The sequence below is a fragment of the Actinacidiphila acididurans genome, from assembly GCF_016918855.1.
Classification (GTDB): domain Bacteria; phylum Actinomycetota; class Actinomycetes; order Streptomycetales; family Streptomycetaceae; genus Actinacidiphila; species Actinacidiphila acididurans.
In genome coordinates, this window is the sequence record NZ_JADKYB010000011.1 from 180,577 (window position 1) to 197,844 (window position 17,268).

14 protein-coding genes and 1 pseudogene are annotated in these 17,268 nt (G+C 73.5%); 11 read left to right on the top strand and 4 right to left on the bottom strand.

Annotation, left to right across the window (positions count from 1 at the left end; genetic code table 11):
* Nucleotides 1–63: 63 nt before the first annotated feature.
* Nucleotides 64–1,743, bottom strand: a complete 1,680-nt coding sequence (locus tag ITX44_RS21430; protein ID WP_307795411.1) for a DUF8823 domain-containing protein — start codon at nucleotides 1,741–1,743, stop codon at nucleotides 64–66.
* Between the two features lie 650 nt (nucleotides 1,744–2,393).
* On the opposite strand from ITX44_RS21430, the gene ITX44_RS21435 reads away from it, so the two are divergent.
* Genes ITX44_RS21435 through ITX44_RS21450 form a run of 4 tightly spaced genes read left to right on the top strand, consistent with a single transcriptional unit; the run spans nucleotide 2,394 to nucleotide 7,564 of the window.
* Entirely contained in the window at nucleotides 2,394–3,227 is an 834-nt protein-coding gene (locus ITX44_RS21435; RefSeq protein WP_205358905.1) for a M55 family metallopeptidase, read from the top strand.
* Nucleotides 3,220–4,608 (top strand): M20/M25/M40 family metallo-hydrolase, encoded by a 1,389-nt coding sequence (locus ITX44_RS21440; RefSeq protein ID WP_205358906.1) that lies wholly within the window; start codon nucleotides 3,220–3,222, stop codon nucleotides 4,606–4,608. Before ITX44_RS21435 ends, ITX44_RS21440 begins: the two co-directional genes overlap by 8 nt.
* Entirely contained in the window at nucleotides 4,605–6,599 is a 1,995-nt protein-coding gene (locus ITX44_RS21445) for a dipeptidyl-peptidase 5 (RefSeq protein WP_205358907.1), read from the top strand. The genes ITX44_RS21440 and ITX44_RS21445 overlap by 4 nt, the downstream gene beginning before the upstream one ends.
* A complete protein-coding gene (locus tag ITX44_RS21450) occupies nucleotides 6,596–7,564 on the top strand; it encodes a S66 peptidase family protein (RefSeq protein ID WP_205358908.1) in 969 nt (322 codons plus the stop codon). Before ITX44_RS21445 ends, ITX44_RS21450 begins: the two co-directional genes overlap by 4 nt.
* A 210-nt stretch (nucleotides 7,565–7,774) precedes the next feature.
* Here ITX44_RS21450 and ITX44_RS21455 read toward each other — a convergent pair whose 3' ends face one another.
* Nucleotides 7,775–8,893, bottom strand: a complete 1,119-nt coding sequence (locus ITX44_RS21455; RefSeq protein WP_205358909.1) for a sensor histidine kinase — start codon at nucleotides 8,891–8,893, stop codon at nucleotides 7,775–7,777.
* A complete protein-coding gene (locus ITX44_RS21460) occupies nucleotides 8,890–9,705 on the bottom strand; it encodes a response regulator transcription factor (RefSeq protein WP_205358910.1) in 816 nt (271 codons plus the stop codon). Before ITX44_RS21460 ends, ITX44_RS21455 begins: the two co-directional genes overlap by 4 nt.
* A gap of 617 nt (nucleotides 9,706–10,322) precedes the next feature.
* On the opposite strand from ITX44_RS21460, the gene ITX44_RS21465 reads away from it, so the two are divergent.
* Both ITX44_RS21465 and ITX44_RS21470 read left to right on the top strand, forming a co-directional pair.
* Nucleotides 10,323–11,591 (top strand): M14 family zinc carboxypeptidase, encoded by a 1,269-nt coding sequence (locus ITX44_RS21465; RefSeq protein WP_205358911.1) that lies wholly within the window; start codon nucleotides 10,323–10,325, stop codon nucleotides 11,589–11,591.
* Nucleotides 11,592–11,693: 102 nt separating this feature from the next.
* Nucleotides 11,694–11,939 carry a lipopolysaccharide assembly protein LapA domain-containing protein gene (locus ITX44_RS21470; RefSeq protein WP_205358912.1) on the top strand — a complete coding sequence of 82 codons (246 nt, stop codon included), beginning with the start codon at nucleotides 11,694–11,696 and terminating at the stop codon, nucleotides 11,937–11,939.
* Between the two features lie 7 nt (nucleotides 11,940–11,946).
* On the opposite strand, the gene ITX44_RS21475 is transcribed toward ITX44_RS21470, so the two are convergent.
* Nucleotides 11,947–12,462 (bottom strand): GNAT family N-acetyltransferase, encoded by a 516-nt coding sequence (locus ITX44_RS21475; RefSeq protein ID WP_205358913.1) that lies wholly within the window; start codon nucleotides 12,460–12,462, stop codon nucleotides 11,947–11,949.
* Between the two features lie 119 nt (nucleotides 12,463–12,581).
* Here ITX44_RS21475 and ITX44_RS21480 point away from each other — a divergent pair, with 119 nt between their 5' ends.
* From ITX44_RS21480 to ITX44_RS21500, 5 genes and pseudogenes are all read left to right on the top strand, one after another.
* Entirely contained in the window at nucleotides 12,582–13,385 is an 804-nt protein-coding gene (locus tag ITX44_RS21480; protein ID WP_205358914.1) for an exodeoxyribonuclease III, read from the top strand.
* Nucleotides 13,386–13,655: 270 nt separating this feature from the next.
* Nucleotides 13,656–14,393: a Mut7-C RNAse domain-containing protein gene (locus ITX44_RS21485; protein WP_205358915.1), complete on the top strand. Its 738-nt coding sequence runs from the start codon at nucleotides 13,656–13,658 to the stop codon at nucleotides 14,391–14,393.
* Nucleotides 14,394–14,527: 134 nt separating this feature from the next.
* Nucleotides 14,528–15,109, top strand: a pseudogene (locus tag ITX44_RS21490) (helix-turn-helix domain-containing protein); the annotation flags it as partial.
* A gap of 228 nt (nucleotides 15,110–15,337) precedes the next feature.
* Nucleotides 15,338–16,075 carry an SRPBCC family protein gene (locus tag ITX44_RS21495; RefSeq protein WP_205358916.1) on the top strand — a complete coding sequence of 246 codons (738 nt, stop codon included), beginning with the start codon at nucleotides 15,338–15,340 and terminating at the stop codon, nucleotides 16,073–16,075.
* A gap of 144 nt (nucleotides 16,076–16,219) precedes the next feature.
* Nucleotides 16,220–17,233, top strand: a complete 1,014-nt coding sequence (locus tag ITX44_RS21500; RefSeq protein WP_205358917.1) for a thaumatin family protein — start codon at nucleotides 16,220–16,222, stop codon at nucleotides 17,231–17,233.
* Nucleotides 17,234–17,268: the final 35 nt, after the last annotated feature.

Genomic DNA, 17,268 nt, shown 5'->3' on the forward strand with positions numbered 1-17,268 from the left:
TCGGTCCTCGCCTGCGGGCTTCCGCCTGGCGGGTCCGTTCGGCGGGTCCCCGTGCGGGCGGCCTCAGCCTCCGACGGCCGGCAGGTCCTTCTTGCTGCACTGGGTGCCGCGGATCTGGCCGAAGCTCCCGCCGATCCGGTACTTGCCCGGCGCCGGCGCGTACAGCCGGGTCCAGTCGCCGTCCTGGATCAGGCAGCCGTGTTTGTTGTCCGAGGCGCCCTCGATGCCGAGCACCGGCGACCAGGGGATACGGACCAGGGTGTTGCCGGCCACCGGCATGGTGACGGTGAGTTCCGCCGGGCCCGCCTCGTCCACCACGGCCGGCGGGTCGGCCAGTGGCTCCGACCCGGCGACCCGGAAGACCTTCCAGTTCTGGTCGTGCCACACCGGCCGCAGCCACGGCTGCCCGGCGGCCACGATCTTCGCCTCCCGGACCGCCGCCACGTCCGGCTCGTCCGAGGGCAGCACCACGTAGTTGACACTCCAGCGGTGCAGCCAGTCCCGGTAGGTGCCGGGGGTCAGGGTGCCGTCGTAGAACAGCGCGTTGCGCTCCACGTCCGCCTGCCGGTTCCAGCCGCGGGCCAGGTTGACGTACGGGGACAGGCCCGACGCCTCCCAGTGCGAGCGCAGCGGCACCACTTCCACCCGCCCGAGGTCCGCCCTGACGTGCCGCAACTCGGTGATCAGCGGGGCCGCGTGCTTGATCGTCGCGGACGCCGCGGAGGTGCTGACCTGGTCGACGATCGGCTTGGTGATCTGCCACACGGCGACGCCCGTGAACGCCAGCCACAGGGCGACGGTTCGGCGCCCGCCGATGGTGTTGCCGCGCGCCACTATCAGCACCGCGGTGCCGCCGAACAGCAGCGCCAGGCGTTCGACGTTGCTCCCGATGGGCGACGGAATGATCCAGGTGAGCACCACACCGAACCCGTACACCCAGGCGCCGGCCCGCATGGAGCGCCACCGCTTGGGCATTATCAAGGAGCAGGTCACGGCGACCGCGAACGGGATGATGGCGAAGTACCAGGCGAAGGGCTGCACGCCGTAGAACGGGAACAGCAGCGAGGTCGCGCCCACCACCACCGGCGGGGCCACGAACAGCGGGTAGGACTCGTTGCGCCGCCCGGTCAGGAACATCGCGGCGGCGACCACCAGCATGAACAGGCCCGCGACGGGGCTGCACATGGTGGCGAGCGCGGTCAGGGCGGTGGCCATGGCCAGCCGGTGCGGCCTGCCGCGCACCGCGCGCTCCGGCGGGAACAGAAGTACGGTGGCCACCAGCGCGAAGAGCATGCCCAGCGCGAAGGTGACGCGCCCGGAGACGACGTCACACCAAAGAGCGAAGGTCGTCCACATCACCGGGATGAGCGGGCGTTCCACCTTGGCCCGCATCAGCAGGGCGGCCGCGACGGTCGCGGACAAGGTGCCGGCTATCACCGCGGTGGTGCGCACACCGAGCACGGCCATGATGTAGGGCGACAGGATGCTGTACGAGGCGGGGTGCAGGCCGCCGTACCACGACAGGTTGTACGTGGCGGACGGGTGGGCCTTTATGAAGTCCGTCCAGGCGTACTGGGCGGCCATGTCACCGGAGTCGCGGGCCAGGAAGATCGCCCACAGCAGGTGCAGGAGCGCCGCGGCTGCCGTGGCGACGACGACCGGACGCCTGGGGTCGAACCGCCGCAGCAGCGCGGTCGGCCGCCATCCCGTGCCGGCCATGCGTGCGGTGTGCGCCGTGGTCACGTGCCCTCTTCCGATCGCGAGTGACGTACTTCCGTCCGGCCGGGTCCTGTCCGGCCGGACACGGACCCTTCTCCCAGGGTGCCTCGGATCAGGGTTCGAGCAGAGAGATTGGACGCTAGCACGGCTGGTTTGGTTGCCTGTCCGCGGGCGTACGCCCGGATTCCTGCCCCGCTTCCCGTGTTGTACTACCGCGCGCGCACGATGGTGGCGGCGTCGCAGATCATGAACCCGCAGGTGATCGTACGGAGGTGCGAATGCGGGCGGACTGTTGGGCCGTTCGGGTGACGAGATGATGCGTGCGGGATCAATGGGGATGAACCGCCTCGAACGGTGTGAACTCGCCCTATCGATGGACGTTTCGGCTGCCGGCCGGGGGACGGCCGGTTTCGCCCTGGGCATAATTTCGGCCGAGGTCGCCGTGGCGGCCGCGCCCGACTGTCCGCCCTCTCCTTCCGGCCGTACGCACGGCCGGTGAACTCCGGCTGGCGGCGACCGAGTTCACTTCCGGCGGCAAGTCACTGGTGTGCGCGCGGAATCCGCTGGTCACGGTACGCGGCGGCGGGTCTCAAGAGGTCTGGACCACAGAAGTTTTCCACAGGGCGGCAGAAGGCTCTGGCAGGCCGCTCCCGCCGCCGCGTAACGTGCTGGCCATGAAGATCCTCATCTCCGCGGACATGGAGGGCGCGACCGGTGTGACCTGGCCGGCCGACGTGCTGCCCGGCAGCGAGCAGTGGCAGCGCTGCCGCCACATGTTCACCTCGGACGTCAACGCCGCCGTGGCCGGCTTCTTCGACGGCGGCGCCGACGAGGTGCTCATCAACGAGGCCCACTGGTCGATGCGCAACCTGCTGCTGGAGAAGCTGGACGAGCGGGCCGAGATGCTCACCGGCCGGCACAAGGACCTGTCCATGGTCGAGGGCGTCCAGCACGGGGACGTCGACGGCATCGCGTTCGTCGGCTACCACACCGGCGCCGGCACCGAGGGCGTGCTCGCCCACACCTACCTCGCCAACTCCATCACCGGAGTGTGGGTCAACGGCGAGCAGGCCAGCGAGGGCAGGCTCAACTCGCTGGTCGTCGCCGAGTACGGGGTGCCGGTGGTCCTCGTCACCGGCGACGACCGCACCGGCGAGGACGCGGCGGGGTACGCGCCCGCCGCCCGTACCGTCGCCGTGAAGGACTACGTGTCGCGGTACGCCGCGGTGTGCCGCCCGCCCGCGCGCACCGCCGCCGACATCAGGGCCGCCGCCAAGGAGGGCGCGGCCCTCGCCGTGCGGCACGAGCCGGTGCAGGCCGGCCCCTTCACCGTGGAACTGGAGTTCGACGCGGTCCACTTGGCGGGCGCCGCCACCGTGGTGCCCGGAGTCGAGCGCACCGCCGACCGCCGGGTGTCGTACACCCTGCCGACCATGTACGAGGCGATCAGGGCCTTCAAGGCCGTCACCACCCTCGTCTCGCAGGCCGTGGAGGAGCAGTATGGCTGAGCAGACCGTGCGCACCGCCCCCGTCGTCGACGACCTGGCGCTGGAGGAAGTGGTCCGCTTCACTTCCGACCTGATCCGGATCGACACCACCAACCGTGGTGGCGGCGACGGCAACGAGCGGCCCGCCGCCGAATACGTCGCCGGGCACCTGGCCGACGCCGGGATCGAGCCGGTGATCCTGGAGTCCGCGCCGCACCGCGCCAACGTGGTGGCCCGCATCCCCGGCACCGACCCGTCCGCCGCGGCCCTGCTGGTCCACGGCCACCTCGACGTGGTCCCGGCAGAAGCCGCCGACTGGAGCGTGCCGCCCTTCTCCGGCGACGTCCGGGACGGCGTCGTGTGGGGCCGCGGCGCCATCGACATGAAGAACATGGATGCGATGGTGCTCGCCGCCGTCCGCGCCTGGGCCCGCTCCGGCACCCGCCCCGCCCGCGACATCGTGCTCGCCTTCACCGCCGACGAGGAGGACAGCGCCGTCTACGGCTCCGGCTTCCTCGCCGACCGGCACCCCGAGCTGTTCGAGGGCTGCACCGAGGGCATCAGCGAATCCGGCGCCTACACCTTCCACGCAGGCGACGACCTGCGGATCTACCCGGTGGCGGCCGGCGAGCGCGGCACCGCCTGGCTGAAGCTCACCGCGCGCGGCACCGCCGGCCACGGCTCCAAGGTCAACCACGACAACGCGGTCAGCCACCTCGCCGCGGCCGTCGCCCGGATCGGCGCCCACCGCTGGCCGGTACGGCTGACCGAGACCGTTCGGGCCGCGCTCACCGAACTCGCCGCCCTGCACGGCGTGCCCGCCGACCTCGACGACGTGGACGCCACCCTGGACCGGCTCGGCCCGTCGGCCTCCCTGGTGCGGGCCACCGTCCGCAACAGCGCCAACCCCACCATGCTCCAGGCCGGTTACAAGCTCAACGTGATCCCCGGCTCGGCCACCGCGCACGTCGACGGACGGGTCCTGCCCGGCGGTGAGGCCGAGTTCACCGCCACCATGGACGAACTCACCGGCCCGCACGTGGACTGGGAGTACCACCACCGGGAAGTCCCGCTCCAGGCCCCGGTGGACTCGCCCACCTTCGCCGCCATGCGCGAGGCGCTGCTGCACTTCGACCCGGCGGCGCACGTGGTGCCGTACTGCATGTCGGGCGGCACCGACGCCAAGCAGTTCTCCCGGCTCGGCATCACCGGCTACGGGTTCTCGCCGCTGCGGCTGCCGCCCGGCTTCGACTACCAGGCGCTCTTCCACGGCGTGGACGAACGGGTGCCGGTGGACGCCCTGCACTTCGGCGTGCGGGTGCTGGACCGCTTCCTGCGCGGGGCGGCCGGCGATCAGGCGATGGCGGACGAGTTGACGCACAGTCAGGGGATCGGCGCATGACCGCGCTGGAGCAGGAGACCATGGCGTACGGCAGCTGGCCGTCGCCGATCGACGCGGCCACCGCCGCGGCGCACGACGGCAGCCCGGAGTTCGTGGGCGTGGTCGGCGAGGAGGTGTGGTGGACCGCGCCCCGCCCCGCCGAGGGCGGCCGGCGTGCCCTGATCCGCCGCCGGGCCGACGGCACCGAGGAGTGCCCGTTGCCCGCGCCCTGGAACGTCCGCAGCCGCGTCATCGAATACGGCGGCACGCCGTGGGCCGGCGCGGTCGCCGACGGCTCCCCGGTGATCGTCTTCGTTCACTTCCCCGACCAGCGGATCTACCTCTTCCGGCCGGACGAGCCGGGCGCCGGGCCGCGCCCGCTCACCCCGCTGTCCCCGGTGGGCGGCGGACTGCGCTGGGCGGACCTGACCCTGCACCCCGGGCGCGGTGAGGTCTGGGGCGTGCTGGAGGAGTTCACCGGCCCGGGCCCCTCCGACGTGCGCCGGGTGCCGGTCGCGGTGCCGCTCGACGGCTCGGCCGCCGAGGACCGGCAGGCGGTGCGCGAACTGACCGCCGCCACGCACCGGTTCGTCACCGGCCCACGGCTGTCCCCGGACGGCCGGCGGGCCGCCTGGATCGCCTGGGACCACCCGCGGATGCCCTGGGACGGCACCGAACTGCGCGTCGCCGACGTGACCGGCGACGGCCTGCTGACCGGGGCCCGGACCCTGATGGGCGGCCCCGAGGAGTCCGTGGCCCAGACCGACTGGGCCGCCGACGGCAGCCTGCTCGCCGCCACCGACCGCACCGGCTGGTGGAACGTGCACCGGGTGGACCCGGACACCGGCGAGGCGGTCAACCTGTGCCCGCGCGAGGAGGAGTTCGGCGGGCCGATGTGGAAGCTCGGCTACCGCTGGTTCGCGCCCCTCCAGCACGGGCTGATCGCGGTGCTGCACGGCGTCGGCGGCCAGCGGCTCGGCCTGCTCGACCCCGCCACCGGCGAGGTGACCGCGGCCACCGGCCCCTGGACCGAGTGGAGCCCGTCGCTGGCGGCCACCGGCGGACGGGTCGTCGGCATCGCCGCCGGCGCCCGTACCTCCCACGAGATCGTGGAACTCGACACGGTCACCGGCCGCACCCGCGTGATCGGCGGCGCCCACCACGACACCGTGGATCCCGCCTACCTGCCCGAGGCCGTCCACCGCACCTTCCCCGGCCCGGACGGCCGCGAGGTGCACGCCAACGTCTACCCGCCGCGCAATCCGCAGGCCACCGGCGACGGTCCCGCGCCCTGGGCGGTATGGGTGCACGGCGGCCCCACCGGCCGCGCCGGCATGGTGCTCGACCTGGAGGTCGCCTACTTCACCTCGCGCGGCATCGGTGTGGCCGAGGTCAACTACGGCGGCTCCGCCGGATACGGCCGCGCCTACCGCAACCGGCTGCGCGAGCAGTGGGGCGTGGTCGACGTCGAGGACTGCGCGGCGGTCGCGGCCGGCCTGGTCGCCGAGGGCGCCGCCGACCCCGCCCGGCTGGCGATCCGCGGCGGCAGCGCCGGCGGCTGGACCAGCGCGGCGGCCCTGACCGGCACCGACACCTACGCCTGCGGCACCGTGCTCTACCCCATCCTCGACCTGACCGCCTGGTCCCCCGAGGGCGGCGAGACCCACGACTTCGAGTCGCAGTATCTGGAGTCGCTGATCGGACCGCTGGCCGAGGTGCCCGAGCGGTACCGGGACCGGTCGCCGGTCACCCGGGCCGACGGGGTCTCGGTGCCCTTCCTGCTGCTCCAGGGACTGGACGACGTGATCTGCCCGCCGGTGCAGTGCGACCGCTTCCTGGCGGCGCTCGCCGGGCGCGGCATCCCGCACGCCTACCGTGCCTTCGAGGGCGAGGGCCACGGCTTCCGCCGCCTGGACACCCTGGTCACCTGCCTCGAAGCCGAACTCTCCCTCTACGCCCAGGTGTTCGGCTTCACCGCGGCAGGGGTGCCGGAGTTGGAGCTGACCGTATGACCGCGCCTTCCACCGGCCAGAACGCGCCCGCCAGGCCGGCCGTCCCCGCGCTCACCAGGCCGCCGCGGCTGGCGCCCGGCGACCGGGTCGGCATCGTCGCGCCCAGCGGCGCCGTGCCGAAGCAGCGGCTGGACGCCGGCCTGGACATCCTGCGGAGCTGGGAACTGGAACCCGTGGTGGCCCCGCACGTCCTGGACGACCACCCCTCCGGATACCTGGCGGGCGCCGACCGGGACCGGGCCGCCGACCTCCAGGCCGCCTGGTGCGACCCGACGCTGGCGGCGGTGATGTGCGCCCGCGGCGGCTACGGGGTGCAGCGCATGGTGGACCTGCTGGACTGGACGGCGATGGCGCGCGCGACGCCCAAGGCGTTCATCGGCTACAGCGACATCACCGCGCTGCACGAGGCGTTCGCCGCCCGGCTGGCCGTGGCCACCCTGCACGGCCCGATGACCGCCACCGAGACGTTTCTCACCGACCCGGCCACCCAGGAGCACCTGCGCCGCACCCTGTTCGCGCCGCAGGACACCGTGCACATCACCTCGCCCACCGCCCGCACCCTCGTCCCCGGCCGGACCCGGGGCGTCACCCTCGGCGGCTGCGTCAGTCTGCTCGCCGCCGACCTCGGCACCCCGTACGCCCGCCCGGGCGCCGCGGGCGGCATCCTGCTGCTGGAGGACGTCGGCGAGGAGCCGTACCGCCTCGACCGCATCCTCACCCAGCTCCTGCGGGCCTCCTGGCTGGACGGAGTGTCCGGCGTCGTTCTCGGCTCCTGGCGGGACTGCGGTCCGTACGAGGAGGTCCGCGCGCTGATGCTGGACCGGTTCGGTCCGCTCGGCATACCCGTCGTCGAGGAGTTCGGCTTCGGTCACTGCTCCTCGACGCTCACCATGCCGCTCGGGGTGCCCGCGGTCCTCGACGCGGACGCGGGGACGCTCACGCTGGAGGTGCCGGCGCTGGTGTGATCCGGCATGTCGGTGTGATCCGGCGCGCCGGTGTGATCCGGGGCGGCGGTGTGATCCGGGGCGGCGGTGTGATCCGGGGCGGCGGTGTGTACCGCGGCGCTTCTGCGCGTACCGGCGGCCCCGGCACGGACGGACCGGGCCGGGCCGGGCGATGGGCCGTGCGGGGCAGGTTTGGGGCCGGACCGGTCTGCGCCGGTTCGTCGGAGCGGCTCAGTTCGCCGCGGCCGGGAGGACGACGTCGAAGCGGCAGCCGCCGGGGACGTTGCGGACGCTCGCGTGGCCGCGGTGGGCCTCCACGATGCCACGGACGATGGCCAGCCCCAGACCCGCGCCGGCCGGCGGGGTACGGGCGCCGGTGCCGCGCCAGCCGGTGTCGAAGACGCGGGGCAGGTCGTCCGCGGGTATGCCGCCGCAGCCGTCGGTGACCGACAGGACGACCGAGCCCGAGGCGGCGTCGTGCCGGGCCGAGACCGCGACAGTGCCGTCGGCCGGGGTGCGGTGGATCGCGTTGGTGAGCAGATTGGCCAGCACCCGGGTCATTTCACGGCCGTCCACCTCGACCGGCACCGGCTCGACGCCGTCGCCGACCAGGCGCACACCGTGCTCGGCGGCGAGCGCGTTGGCACCGGCGATGGCGTCGCCGACCAGGTCGTACACCGACATCCGGGTCGGCGACAGGGCGAGCACGCCCGCCTGGATGCGGGAGAGCTCGAACAGGTCGCCCACCATGACGCTCATCCGGTCCACCTCGGTCCGCATCTGCTTGTGGTAGCGGGCCGGGTCGTCGACGATGCCGTCCTCAAGCGCCTCGGCCATGGCCCGAAGGCCGGCCAGTGGGGTGCGCAGGTCGTGCGAGATCCAGGCGACCAGTTCGCGCCGGGACGCCTCCAGGGCGCGCTCGCGTTCCCGGGAGGCGGTGAGCTTGGCGCTGGTCGCGGCCAGTTCCCGGCCCAGTTCGGCCAGCTCTGCGGTCGGCGCGCCGTCGGGCGGCGCGAAGGTGTCGCCGTCCCCGAAGGCCCGGGTCGCCGCGGCCAGCGCCCGGCTGCCCGCCACGACCTGGCGGCCCAGCAGGAAGGTCACGCCCAGCGAGACGACGGCGGCGATCCCGCACACCGTGGTCACCACGCCCAGGTCGTGGTCGGACAGGAACATCGCCCACGCCACCGACAGGGTCCCGGCCAGCATCGCCGCCACAGTGACGACCGCGACCACCGCGAGGGACAGAGTCAGCGAGCGGTGCCGCAGCAGCCGCAGCGCGACGGCCCCCGCGAGCCCGGCCGCCGCCGCGCCCACGGCCGCGTAGGCCGCGATGAACAACAGGTTCGTCACGCGCCGGCACCGTCCGCCGGCCCGGCCCCGGGGCCCTCACCCGCGCCGGCCCCTTCCCGGGACAGAGCCCCCACCCCGGTCCCCGGTTCCGGGTCGAAGCGGTACCCCACCCCCCACACCGTGCTGATCAGCTTCGGCCGGGCCGGGTCCTGCTCGATCTTCTCCCGCAGCCGCCGCACGTGGACCGTCACTGTCGACAGATCCCCGAATTCCCAGCCCCACACCCGCCGCATCAGCTCCTCGCGACCCAGCACCCGGCCCGGATTGCGCAGGAAGAAGACGAGCAGATCGAATTCCCGCATGGTCAGTGCCAGCTCCGCGCCGTGCCGCAGCGCCCGCCGCGCCGCCGGGTCCAGGGCCAGCGACCCCGAGCGCAGCCACGGCCCCGGCGCGGGCGCGCTGCCGGCCCGGCGCAGTACCGACTCCACCCGAAGCACCAGCTCACGCGGGCTGAACGGCTTGGTCACGTAGTCGTCCGCGCCCACCTCCAGGCCCAGGATCCGGTCGTCCTCGTCGCCCCGCGCGGTGAGCATCACCACCGGCAGCGGGCCGGCCTCGCGGATCCGCCGGCACACCTCCAGCCCGTCCATCCCGGGCAGCATCAGGTCCAGCACCACCAGGTCCGGCCGCACCTCCGCCGCCCGCGACACCGCCGACGGCCCGTCCGCGACCCGGTCCACCGCGAACCCCGCCCGGTCCAGGTATCCGGCGACCACCTCGGCCACGGTCGGGTCGTCGTCCACCACGAGAACCCGCCGCCGCGGCCCCGGGGCCTGCGACGACGGCGGTACGGGCACGGTCGCGCTGCTCATGCCCCGAGTCTGACACCCGCCCGGCGGGACCGTCCCGCCCCGGCCGCCCCGCACCCCCGGCCGTCCCCATTCCGTAAGGACCCGTGATTCGTCAGGAACCCGTGCTCACTGTCCGACGTCGGCCCCGCACCGCCGTCCACTGAAGCGATTCACCGGAGCCGATCAGCGGACCCGCGGACAGCGGGCCGCGCCGCCGCTGCGTACCGGTCCTGCGGCTCACGCCGTCATCGACCCCGCGTATCTGTGGCGTACGTTTCGGCGGCGAGGTGCGAGCACGGCCCGGATCGGGCGGCCGGGTCCGCGGGAGGGGTGGCGCCAGAGGTGTAGACCTCTGCCCGGCGGTGGCCCGGCCACCGGAACCCGCCGCCGCGCGGCCCGAGCAGCCGAGTGGGCGCGGAGCGGACTCCCGGGTCCGGACCGCGGGCCGCGCGGGCGGTCGAAGAGCCCCCGCGGCACCGCCCGCGCGGGCGAGGAGACGGCGGCTGGAGAGGCATCCTGACGCGACACGATTGCCGGGAAACCGTGCGCCTTTCGCCGCGATACCACCGTTGACACCCGCCCGGGGCCGTGAACTACTAACGGGATCCACTCGATGTCACGGGAGTGCAGTCGGCGTCATGGGGGCACCGGCTTCAGGGGGAATTGCGGTGACGAGAGATCGATATCCGACGACGGCCGAGGTTACCGAGGGTGCGCGCGCGATTGCGCTGAGACACGCGGCTGTCGCGCGGCTGGGGGTGGTCGGCAGATCGAGGGCCGGACGGCCGCTGCTGATGCTGACGGTGGGCGACGGCCCGCGCAACGTCCTGGTGGTGGCCGGACCGCACGCGAACGAGGCCGCGGTGGGCGGCGCCACCGTACTGCGGCTGGCCGGCCAGATCGCCGCCGACCGCGAGCGCGGCCGGGACGACGGAAGCACCTGGCACTTCCTGCTGTGCATCGACCCCGACGGCGCCGCGCTCAACGAGCCCTGGCTGCCCGGCCCGTACACGCTGCGCGGCCACTACGAGCACTTCTTCCGGCCCTGCGCCGCCGAACAGCCCGAATGGCTGCCCAGCAAGGGATACGCCCAGGACGCCGCCCTGCCCGAGACCCGCGCCCTGCTCGGAGTGCTGGACGAGCTGCGCCCGGTGCTGCAGTTCTCGCTGCACGGCATCGACGTCGGCGGCAGCTTCGTCCAGCTGACCAGCGACATCCCCGGTGTGCCGGAGCGGATCGGCAAGTCCGCGGCCGAACTCGACATCCCGCTGGAGACCGGTTCCTCCGACGCCTTCCAGTGGCCCAGCCCCGGCCCCGGGGTGTACGTGATGCCGCCCGCGTCCGACCCCGCCGCCGGCGACGGCGCCCACTCCACCTGGGCGCGCGCGCAGCGCTACGACGGGGTCACCGCGATCGTCGAGGTGCCCATGTGGGCCTGCGACCGTACCGCCGACGTCACCCCGCACCCCGACCCCGACCACGCGCTGCGCGCCGCCGGCGCCGCTCTGCGCCGTGACCTGCCCACCGTGGCGCGGATGCTGGACGCCATGCCCGCCGAAGTCGTCGGCAATGACTGCGCGCTGCTGCGTACCGTCCGCGAACTGGTCTCCCTCGGCCCCCGGCTGACCGCCGAATGGGACCCGGCCGTCCGCCCGCCGGACGCCGCGCCGCTGCCGCCCATGACCACCGCCCGGGTCACCAGCCTCGAGGTGTACGCCCAGCGCATCCCGCTGCGGGCCGCCGCCATGCTGCGCCGCATCGCGGCGGTCCCGCCCGCCACCCGGCTGGTCGACGAATGGTGCGCCGCGTACGAGCGCGCCTACCGCCCCCGCTGGGTCCCGGTCGCCGACCAGGTCGAACAGCAGGCCCGCAGCGTCCTCGCGGTGTACGAGGAGTTGTGCGCCTGACGCGGCCGCCCGCCCGTCGTACGTCACCCTCCTGCGACGTGCCCTCACCCGTACGGACCGCTCCAGCGCCTCTGCCGTGCCCGCTGCCGCGATCGTGGTCCCATGACGACTACCGACACCGGCCGACGCGGACTGCGGGACAGGCTCACCTTTGGCAGGGTCGTCGTGCTGGTGCTGTTCGTCCTCGCCCTGATCTTCATCTTCGAGAACACCCGCAGGGTGCGGGTCCGGGTGATCGTGCCCGAGGTCACCATGCCGCTGTGGGGCGCCCTGCTGGCCGCCTTCGTAGCGGGCATCCTGGTGGGCGGCTACACCGCCTGGGCCCGCCGTCGCCGCAGGCGCAGATGACCGCGGTCTAGCGCCCGGCGGCGTCCGCGACCGGAGCGGGCTTCAGGTCCTTGCCGAGGCAGACGCTGAGCTCGTCGTGGCGGTAGTAGCCGAACTTCGGCACCGGCAGGTAGCCGCACGACTCGTACAACCCGATCGCCTCCGGCTGCTTCAGGCCGGTCTCCAGCACCATCCGGGTCCGGCCCGCGGCGGTCGCGCTCGCCTCCAGCTCGGCCAGCAGCCGGCGGGCCAGGCCCTGTCCGCGCGCCTGCGCGACGACGAACATCCGCTTGATCTCCGCGTCGCCGTCCTGGAAGCCCTCCGGGGAAGCCCCCCGCGACCGCCAGCCGCCGCTGGCCACCGGGGTGCCGTCGGTGTCGTAGATCAGCAGGTACAGGCCGTGCGGCGGTTCGAAGTGGGCCGCGTCCATATGGGTCAGGTCCCCGTCGCCGTACCGCTGCACGTATTCGAGCTGCACCAGGTCGTTGAGCCGCACCGCGTCGGGGGCGTCGTACCGCGTTGTCCGGATGTCCACGGGCCCCATCGTACGATGCTCATTTCGTACGTTTGTACGTCCGCGGGTCCGTCTGCGTCTGCGGGAGCGGAGGTCCGTCCCGCCGCCCCGGGCACAGGCCGTCCACCTCGCGCGGGTAGGGTCCAGGGATGCTCACCGTCACTTCCGTCAACGTCAACGGGCTGCGGGCCGCCGCGAAGAAGGGCTTCCCGCGCTGGCTGGCCGAGACATCCGCCGACGTGGTGTGCCTCCAGGAGGTGCGCGCCGAGCCCGACCAGCTCCCGGCGGAACTGCGCGATCCCGACGGCTGGCACGCCTACCACGCCCCGGCTGCCACGAAGGGCCGCGCGGGCGTGTCCGTGTACACCCGGCGCAAGCCCTCCGCGGTCCGGGTCGGCATCGGGGCGCCCGAGTTCGACGCCGCGGGCCGCTATCTGGAGGTCGACCTGCCCTTCCCGGGCCCGGGCATCACCGTCGGCAGCCTCTACCTGCCCTCCGGCGAGGCCGGCACCCCGCGCCAGGACGAGAAGTACCGCTTCATGACCGGCCTGGCGGCCCATCTGGCCGCCCTCCACGCGCGCGCCGCCGCCGACGGTACCCACGCCCTGGTCACCGGCGACTGGAACATCGCCCACACCGAGGCCGACCTGAAGAACTGGCGGGCCAACCAGAAGGCGGCCGGTTTCCTGCCCGAGGAACGCGCCTGGCTCACCGAGACCTTCGACACCTGGACCGACGTGGTCCGCGCGCTGCACCCGGACACCACCGGCCCCTACACCTGGTGGTCCTATCGCGGCCGGGCCTTCGACGCCGACAGCGGCTGGCGCATCGACTACCACGTCGCCACCCCCGGCCTGGCCAAGACCGCCGTCACAGCGGTGGTCGAACGCGCGGCCTCCTACGACCTGCGCTGGTCCGACCACGCGCCGGTGACCGTCACCTACGACGTCTAGGACGACGTATTGACGTTTTGAGGACGCAGGGCGACGGCCGCGACGCGTGGACGGTCACGTGCGTCGTACGGGCCGCCCTCCCGTGCGCTTCGTCCGTACCCGTCGCCTTGTGTCGCGTATTGCCGCGCGACACAAGGCGGCGGGCACGGCACCTTTACTGACGACGGATCAGGCTGTGGTTTTTCCGGCGCGCAGGCGCTCGCCGAGGGGGCCGTTCCGGCGGCCGGAAAGCCATGGCCGTCCGGGCCGGGCCGGTGGCATGCTGGGCGCGTGAGCCGACCGAGTATCACTGTGAGGGTCCCCGCCGAGCTGCGCGTTTTCCTGGCCGCGGACCGCCGCGGCGAGGTCGTCGACGTGGCGACCGACGGCGCGTCCTCGCTCGGGCACGTGATCGAGTCGCTCGGGGTGCCGCTCACCGAGGTCGGGGGGCTGTCGGTGGACGGTCGGCAGGTGGCCGCGGCGCACGTGCCGGCGACCGGTGAGGACGTGGCGGTGCACGCCGTGGAACGCCCGCAGCGCCTGCCCGGCGCGCCGCTGCGCTTCCTGCTCGACGTGCACCTCGGCACTCTGGCCCGGCGGCTGCGGCTGCTCGGCGTCGACGCGGCCTACGAGAGCCAGGACATCGGCGACCCCGCGCTGGCCGCGCTCTCGGCGGCCGAGCGGCGGGTGATGCTCACCCGAGACCGCGGGCTGCTGCGGCGGCGCGAACTGTGGGCCGGAGCGTACGTCTACAGCGACCGCCCCGAGGAGCAGCTTCCGTACGTGCTCAACCGCTTCGCCCCCGACCTGGCGCCCTGGACCCGCTGCGTCGCCTGCAACGGCCCGCTCACCGAGGCCACCAAGGAGGCGGTCAGCGACCACCTCCAGCACGGCACCCGCGCTTCCTACGACGTGTTCGCCCAGTGCACCGCCTGCGGCCGCGTCTACTGGAAGGGCGCGCACCACGCCCGCCTCGACGCCCTGGTCACCAACGCCCTGCGCGAGATCGCCGCCGAACCGCCGGCCTGACCGCGCCTTTCGGCCGGGGCCGCGCGTCATCCGCGTCCATGGGCGCCGGCTCACCGTCGCCCGGTCCGTCGCGCCTGCCCACCGAAAATTCTGCCGCCCTGGACAATAAAAGTTTTCGGTGCGAGGGTGGAGCCATGTTGGACGTGAGCGTGATCGAGGACTCGGAGGCGGCTGCCGTCTCGCTGGATCCGATACGGGCACGGCTGCTGGCGGAGCTGGCCGCGGGGCCGGCGTCTGCCACGATGCTGGCGGCGCGGATCGGGCTGCCCCGGCAGAAGGTCAACTACCACCTGAAGGCGCTGGAGAAGCACGGCCTGGTGGAGCTGGCCGGCGAGCGCAGGAAGGGGAATGTCACCGAGCGGCTGATGCGGGCCACCGCTGCGTCGTACGTGATCTCCCCGACGGCGCTGGCGGCCGTCCAGCCCGATCCTTCTCGCTTCCGCGACCAGCTCTCCGCGCGCTGGCTGCTGGCCCTGGCCGCCCGGCTGGTCCGGGACGTCGGCGCCCTGATCACGGGCGCGGACCGGGCCCGGCAGAGGGTGGCGACCTATGCGCTGGACGGAGAGGTGCGGTTCGCCTCGGCGGCCGACCGCGCCGCGTTCGTGGACGAGCTCACCCGGGGGATCGGCGCGCTGGTCGCCAAATACCACGACGAGCACGCCGAAGGTGGGCGGCCGCACCGGATCGTGGTCGCCCTGCACCCGGCGCTCAAGCAGGAACCCGGCGCAATTGCCGCGGCCGACGCAGTGGCGGCGGCCGAAACCGTGACGCCCGACGCCATGGCGCCGGAAAACGCCGTGACCGTCGGGGCCGTGACCGCCGGCGCGGAGCCGCGCACACGGAACGACGACAGCGGCGACCACGTCGGCCCCGACGTCGACGGTGACAGCCAATACGACGGCGACCACAACGGCGACAGCACAGCGAAGGAGCAGTGACCCGCCATGGGCAAGGAATTCGAGATCGTCCGGGAGTTCGGGGTCGAGGCGTCCCCGGAGCAGGTGTGGGACGCCATCACCGAGGGCACGTCGGGCTGGCTGTGGCCGGTCGAGTACGAACCCAAGGAGGGCGGCGCGGCTCCCTTCGGCGGCACCGTCGTCGCCTGGGATCCGCCGCACCGGCTGACCGCCCGTACCGAGGACGTCGAGGGCATGACCCGGCAGACGCTCAATCAGCTCGACCACCTCATCGAGCCGCGCGAGGGCGGCTCCTGGGTGCGGTACGTGCACAGCGGCATCTTCGTCGAGGACTGGGACAACCAGTACGACGGCGCCAACAAGCACACCGACTTCTACCTGCACACCCTGGGCCAGTACCTGCTGCACTTCACCGGCCGCCGGGCCGCCTTCACCACGCTGGACGGGCCGCGGGCAGCGGGCGCGCCCGACGCCGTGGAGACCGCCGCCCGGGCGCTCGGGATTCCGGCGGACGCGGCACAGGGGGCGCGGCTGCGGGTACGGATTCCCGGCGCCATTGTCGCGGACGAACCGGTGGACGCGGTGCTCGACTACCGCAACCCGTACTTCATCGGCCTGCGCACCGACAGCGCCATGTACCGGATCTTCGGCCGCAACCACTTCGGCGCCGTGGTCGGCGTCGCGGTGCACGACTTCGCCCCCGGCGCCGACGCCGAGCGCACCGAGAGCGCTTGGCGGGAGTGGCTCGACACGGTCTACGCGTGAGGCCCGGCGCCCGTTTCCGTTATCCCCGCCGGCACCCGTACGTCTCCTTTGCGGCCGGTCGGCGGCACGGGAACGGAAGGCGGGAGCCAGGCGATGGGGCACAGGGCACGACGACGGTACGGGCAGCGGGGCACGGTCGCAGGGGTGGCGGCCCTGGTCGTGGCCGTGGCGTGCCTGGCCGTGTACGCGGTGGCGGGACACGGCCCGGGCGGTCGCGGGGGACCGGCCGCCGCGGGCGCGAACCCGGCCGCGGTCACCGCCGTCACCACCTCCGGGCCGGCGCCGGCCGGCCGTACCGTCACGCCCTCGCCCCGGCGGACCACCGCCACCCCGTCGCCGTCACGGCGGCCGACCGCTCACCCCACCGCGTCCGCGCACCGCACCGCCACGCCGTCCCCGGCGGCCCCCTCCTCCGCGAAGGCGCCCGCCGCCGGCTCCGCACCGCTCGCGCCGCGCGCCGGATGGCGGGTGTTCACCCTGGTGAACCGGGTGGGCCGGACCATCTGGGTAGGTGCGGGGGAGCAGACCCCACAGCCGGCCCTGAGTACCACCGGATGGGTGCTGCGGCCCGGCCAGTCCATCAGCGTCCGGGTGCCCGATCACTGGAACGGGCGGTTCTGGGGTCGCACCGGCTGCTCCTTCGACGCCGCCGGCCGCGGCCACTGCGAGACCGGCGACTGCGCCGGCCGCTTCCAGTGCCCCGGCTACGGCACCATCCCCGCCACCCTCGCGGAGTTCAACCTCAATTCCTGGAACGGGCTGGACTTCTACGACGTGAGCCTGGTCGACGGCTCCAACCTGCCGATGTGGATCAACACCGTCGGCGGCACCACAAAGGACCCGATCAGCGCGAACGGCTGCTCCGCGGCCGGCTGCACCCACCTCGTGGACTGCCCGAAGGAGCTTCAGGTCCACGCCGGCGGGGGCACGGTGGGCTGCGAGTCGCCGTGCGGGGTGTTCGGCACCGACCAGTACTGCTGCCGTGCGCAGTGGGCGCCGCGTTCGGAGTGCCGTCCGGATCAGTGGCCGGTGAACTACGCGGCGCTGTTCAAGAAGGCCGAGCCGTTCGCGTACTCCTACGTGGACGACGACGCGACCAGCACGTTCACCAGTAACGGTGAGGCAGGCTATCGGATCACCTTCGGACTGAGCGGGTGACGGCCGGGGCCCGCGCGGTGGCGGCGCGGGCCCGT

Bases quoted from the DNA above. Each gene is read 5' to 3' on its own strand.
- ITX44_RS21435 (WP_205358905.1), top strand. From the start codon at position 2,394: ATGAAGATCCTCATCTCCGCGGACATGGAGGGCGCGACCGGTGTGACC.
- ITX44_RS21440 (WP_205358906.1), top strand. From the start codon at position 3,220: ATGGCTGAGCAGACCGTGCGCACCGCCCCCGTCGTCGACGACCTGGCG.
- ITX44_RS21445 (WP_205358907.1), top strand. From the start codon at position 4,605: ATGACCGCGCTGGAGCAGGAGACCATGGCGTACGGCAGCTGGCCGTCG.
- ITX44_RS21450 (WP_205358908.1), top strand. From the start codon at position 6,596: ATGACCGCGCCTTCCACCGGCCAGAACGCGCCCGCCAGGCCGGCCGTC.
- ITX44_RS21460 (WP_205358910.1), bottom strand. From the start codon at position 9,705: ATGAGCAGCGCGACCGTGCCCGTACCGCCGTCGTCGCAGGCCCCGGGG.
- ITX44_RS21465 (WP_205358911.1), top strand. From the start codon at position 10,323: ATGGGGGCACCGGCTTCAGGGGGAATTGCGGTGACGAGAGATCGATAT.
- ITX44_RS21470 (WP_205358912.1), top strand. From the start codon at position 11,694: ATGACGACTACCGACACCGGCCGACGCGGACTGCGGGACAGGCTCACC.
- ITX44_RS21475 (WP_205358913.1), bottom strand. From the start codon at position 12,462: ATGGGGCCCGTGGACATCCGGACAACGCGGTACGACGCCCCCGACGCG.
- ITX44_RS21480 (WP_205358914.1), top strand. From the start codon at position 12,582: ATGCTCACCGTCACTTCCGTCAACGTCAACGGGCTGCGGGCCGCCGCG.
- ITX44_RS21495 (WP_205358916.1), top strand. From the start codon at position 15,338: ATGGGCAAGGAATTCGAGATCGTCCGGGAGTTCGGGGTCGAGGCGTCC.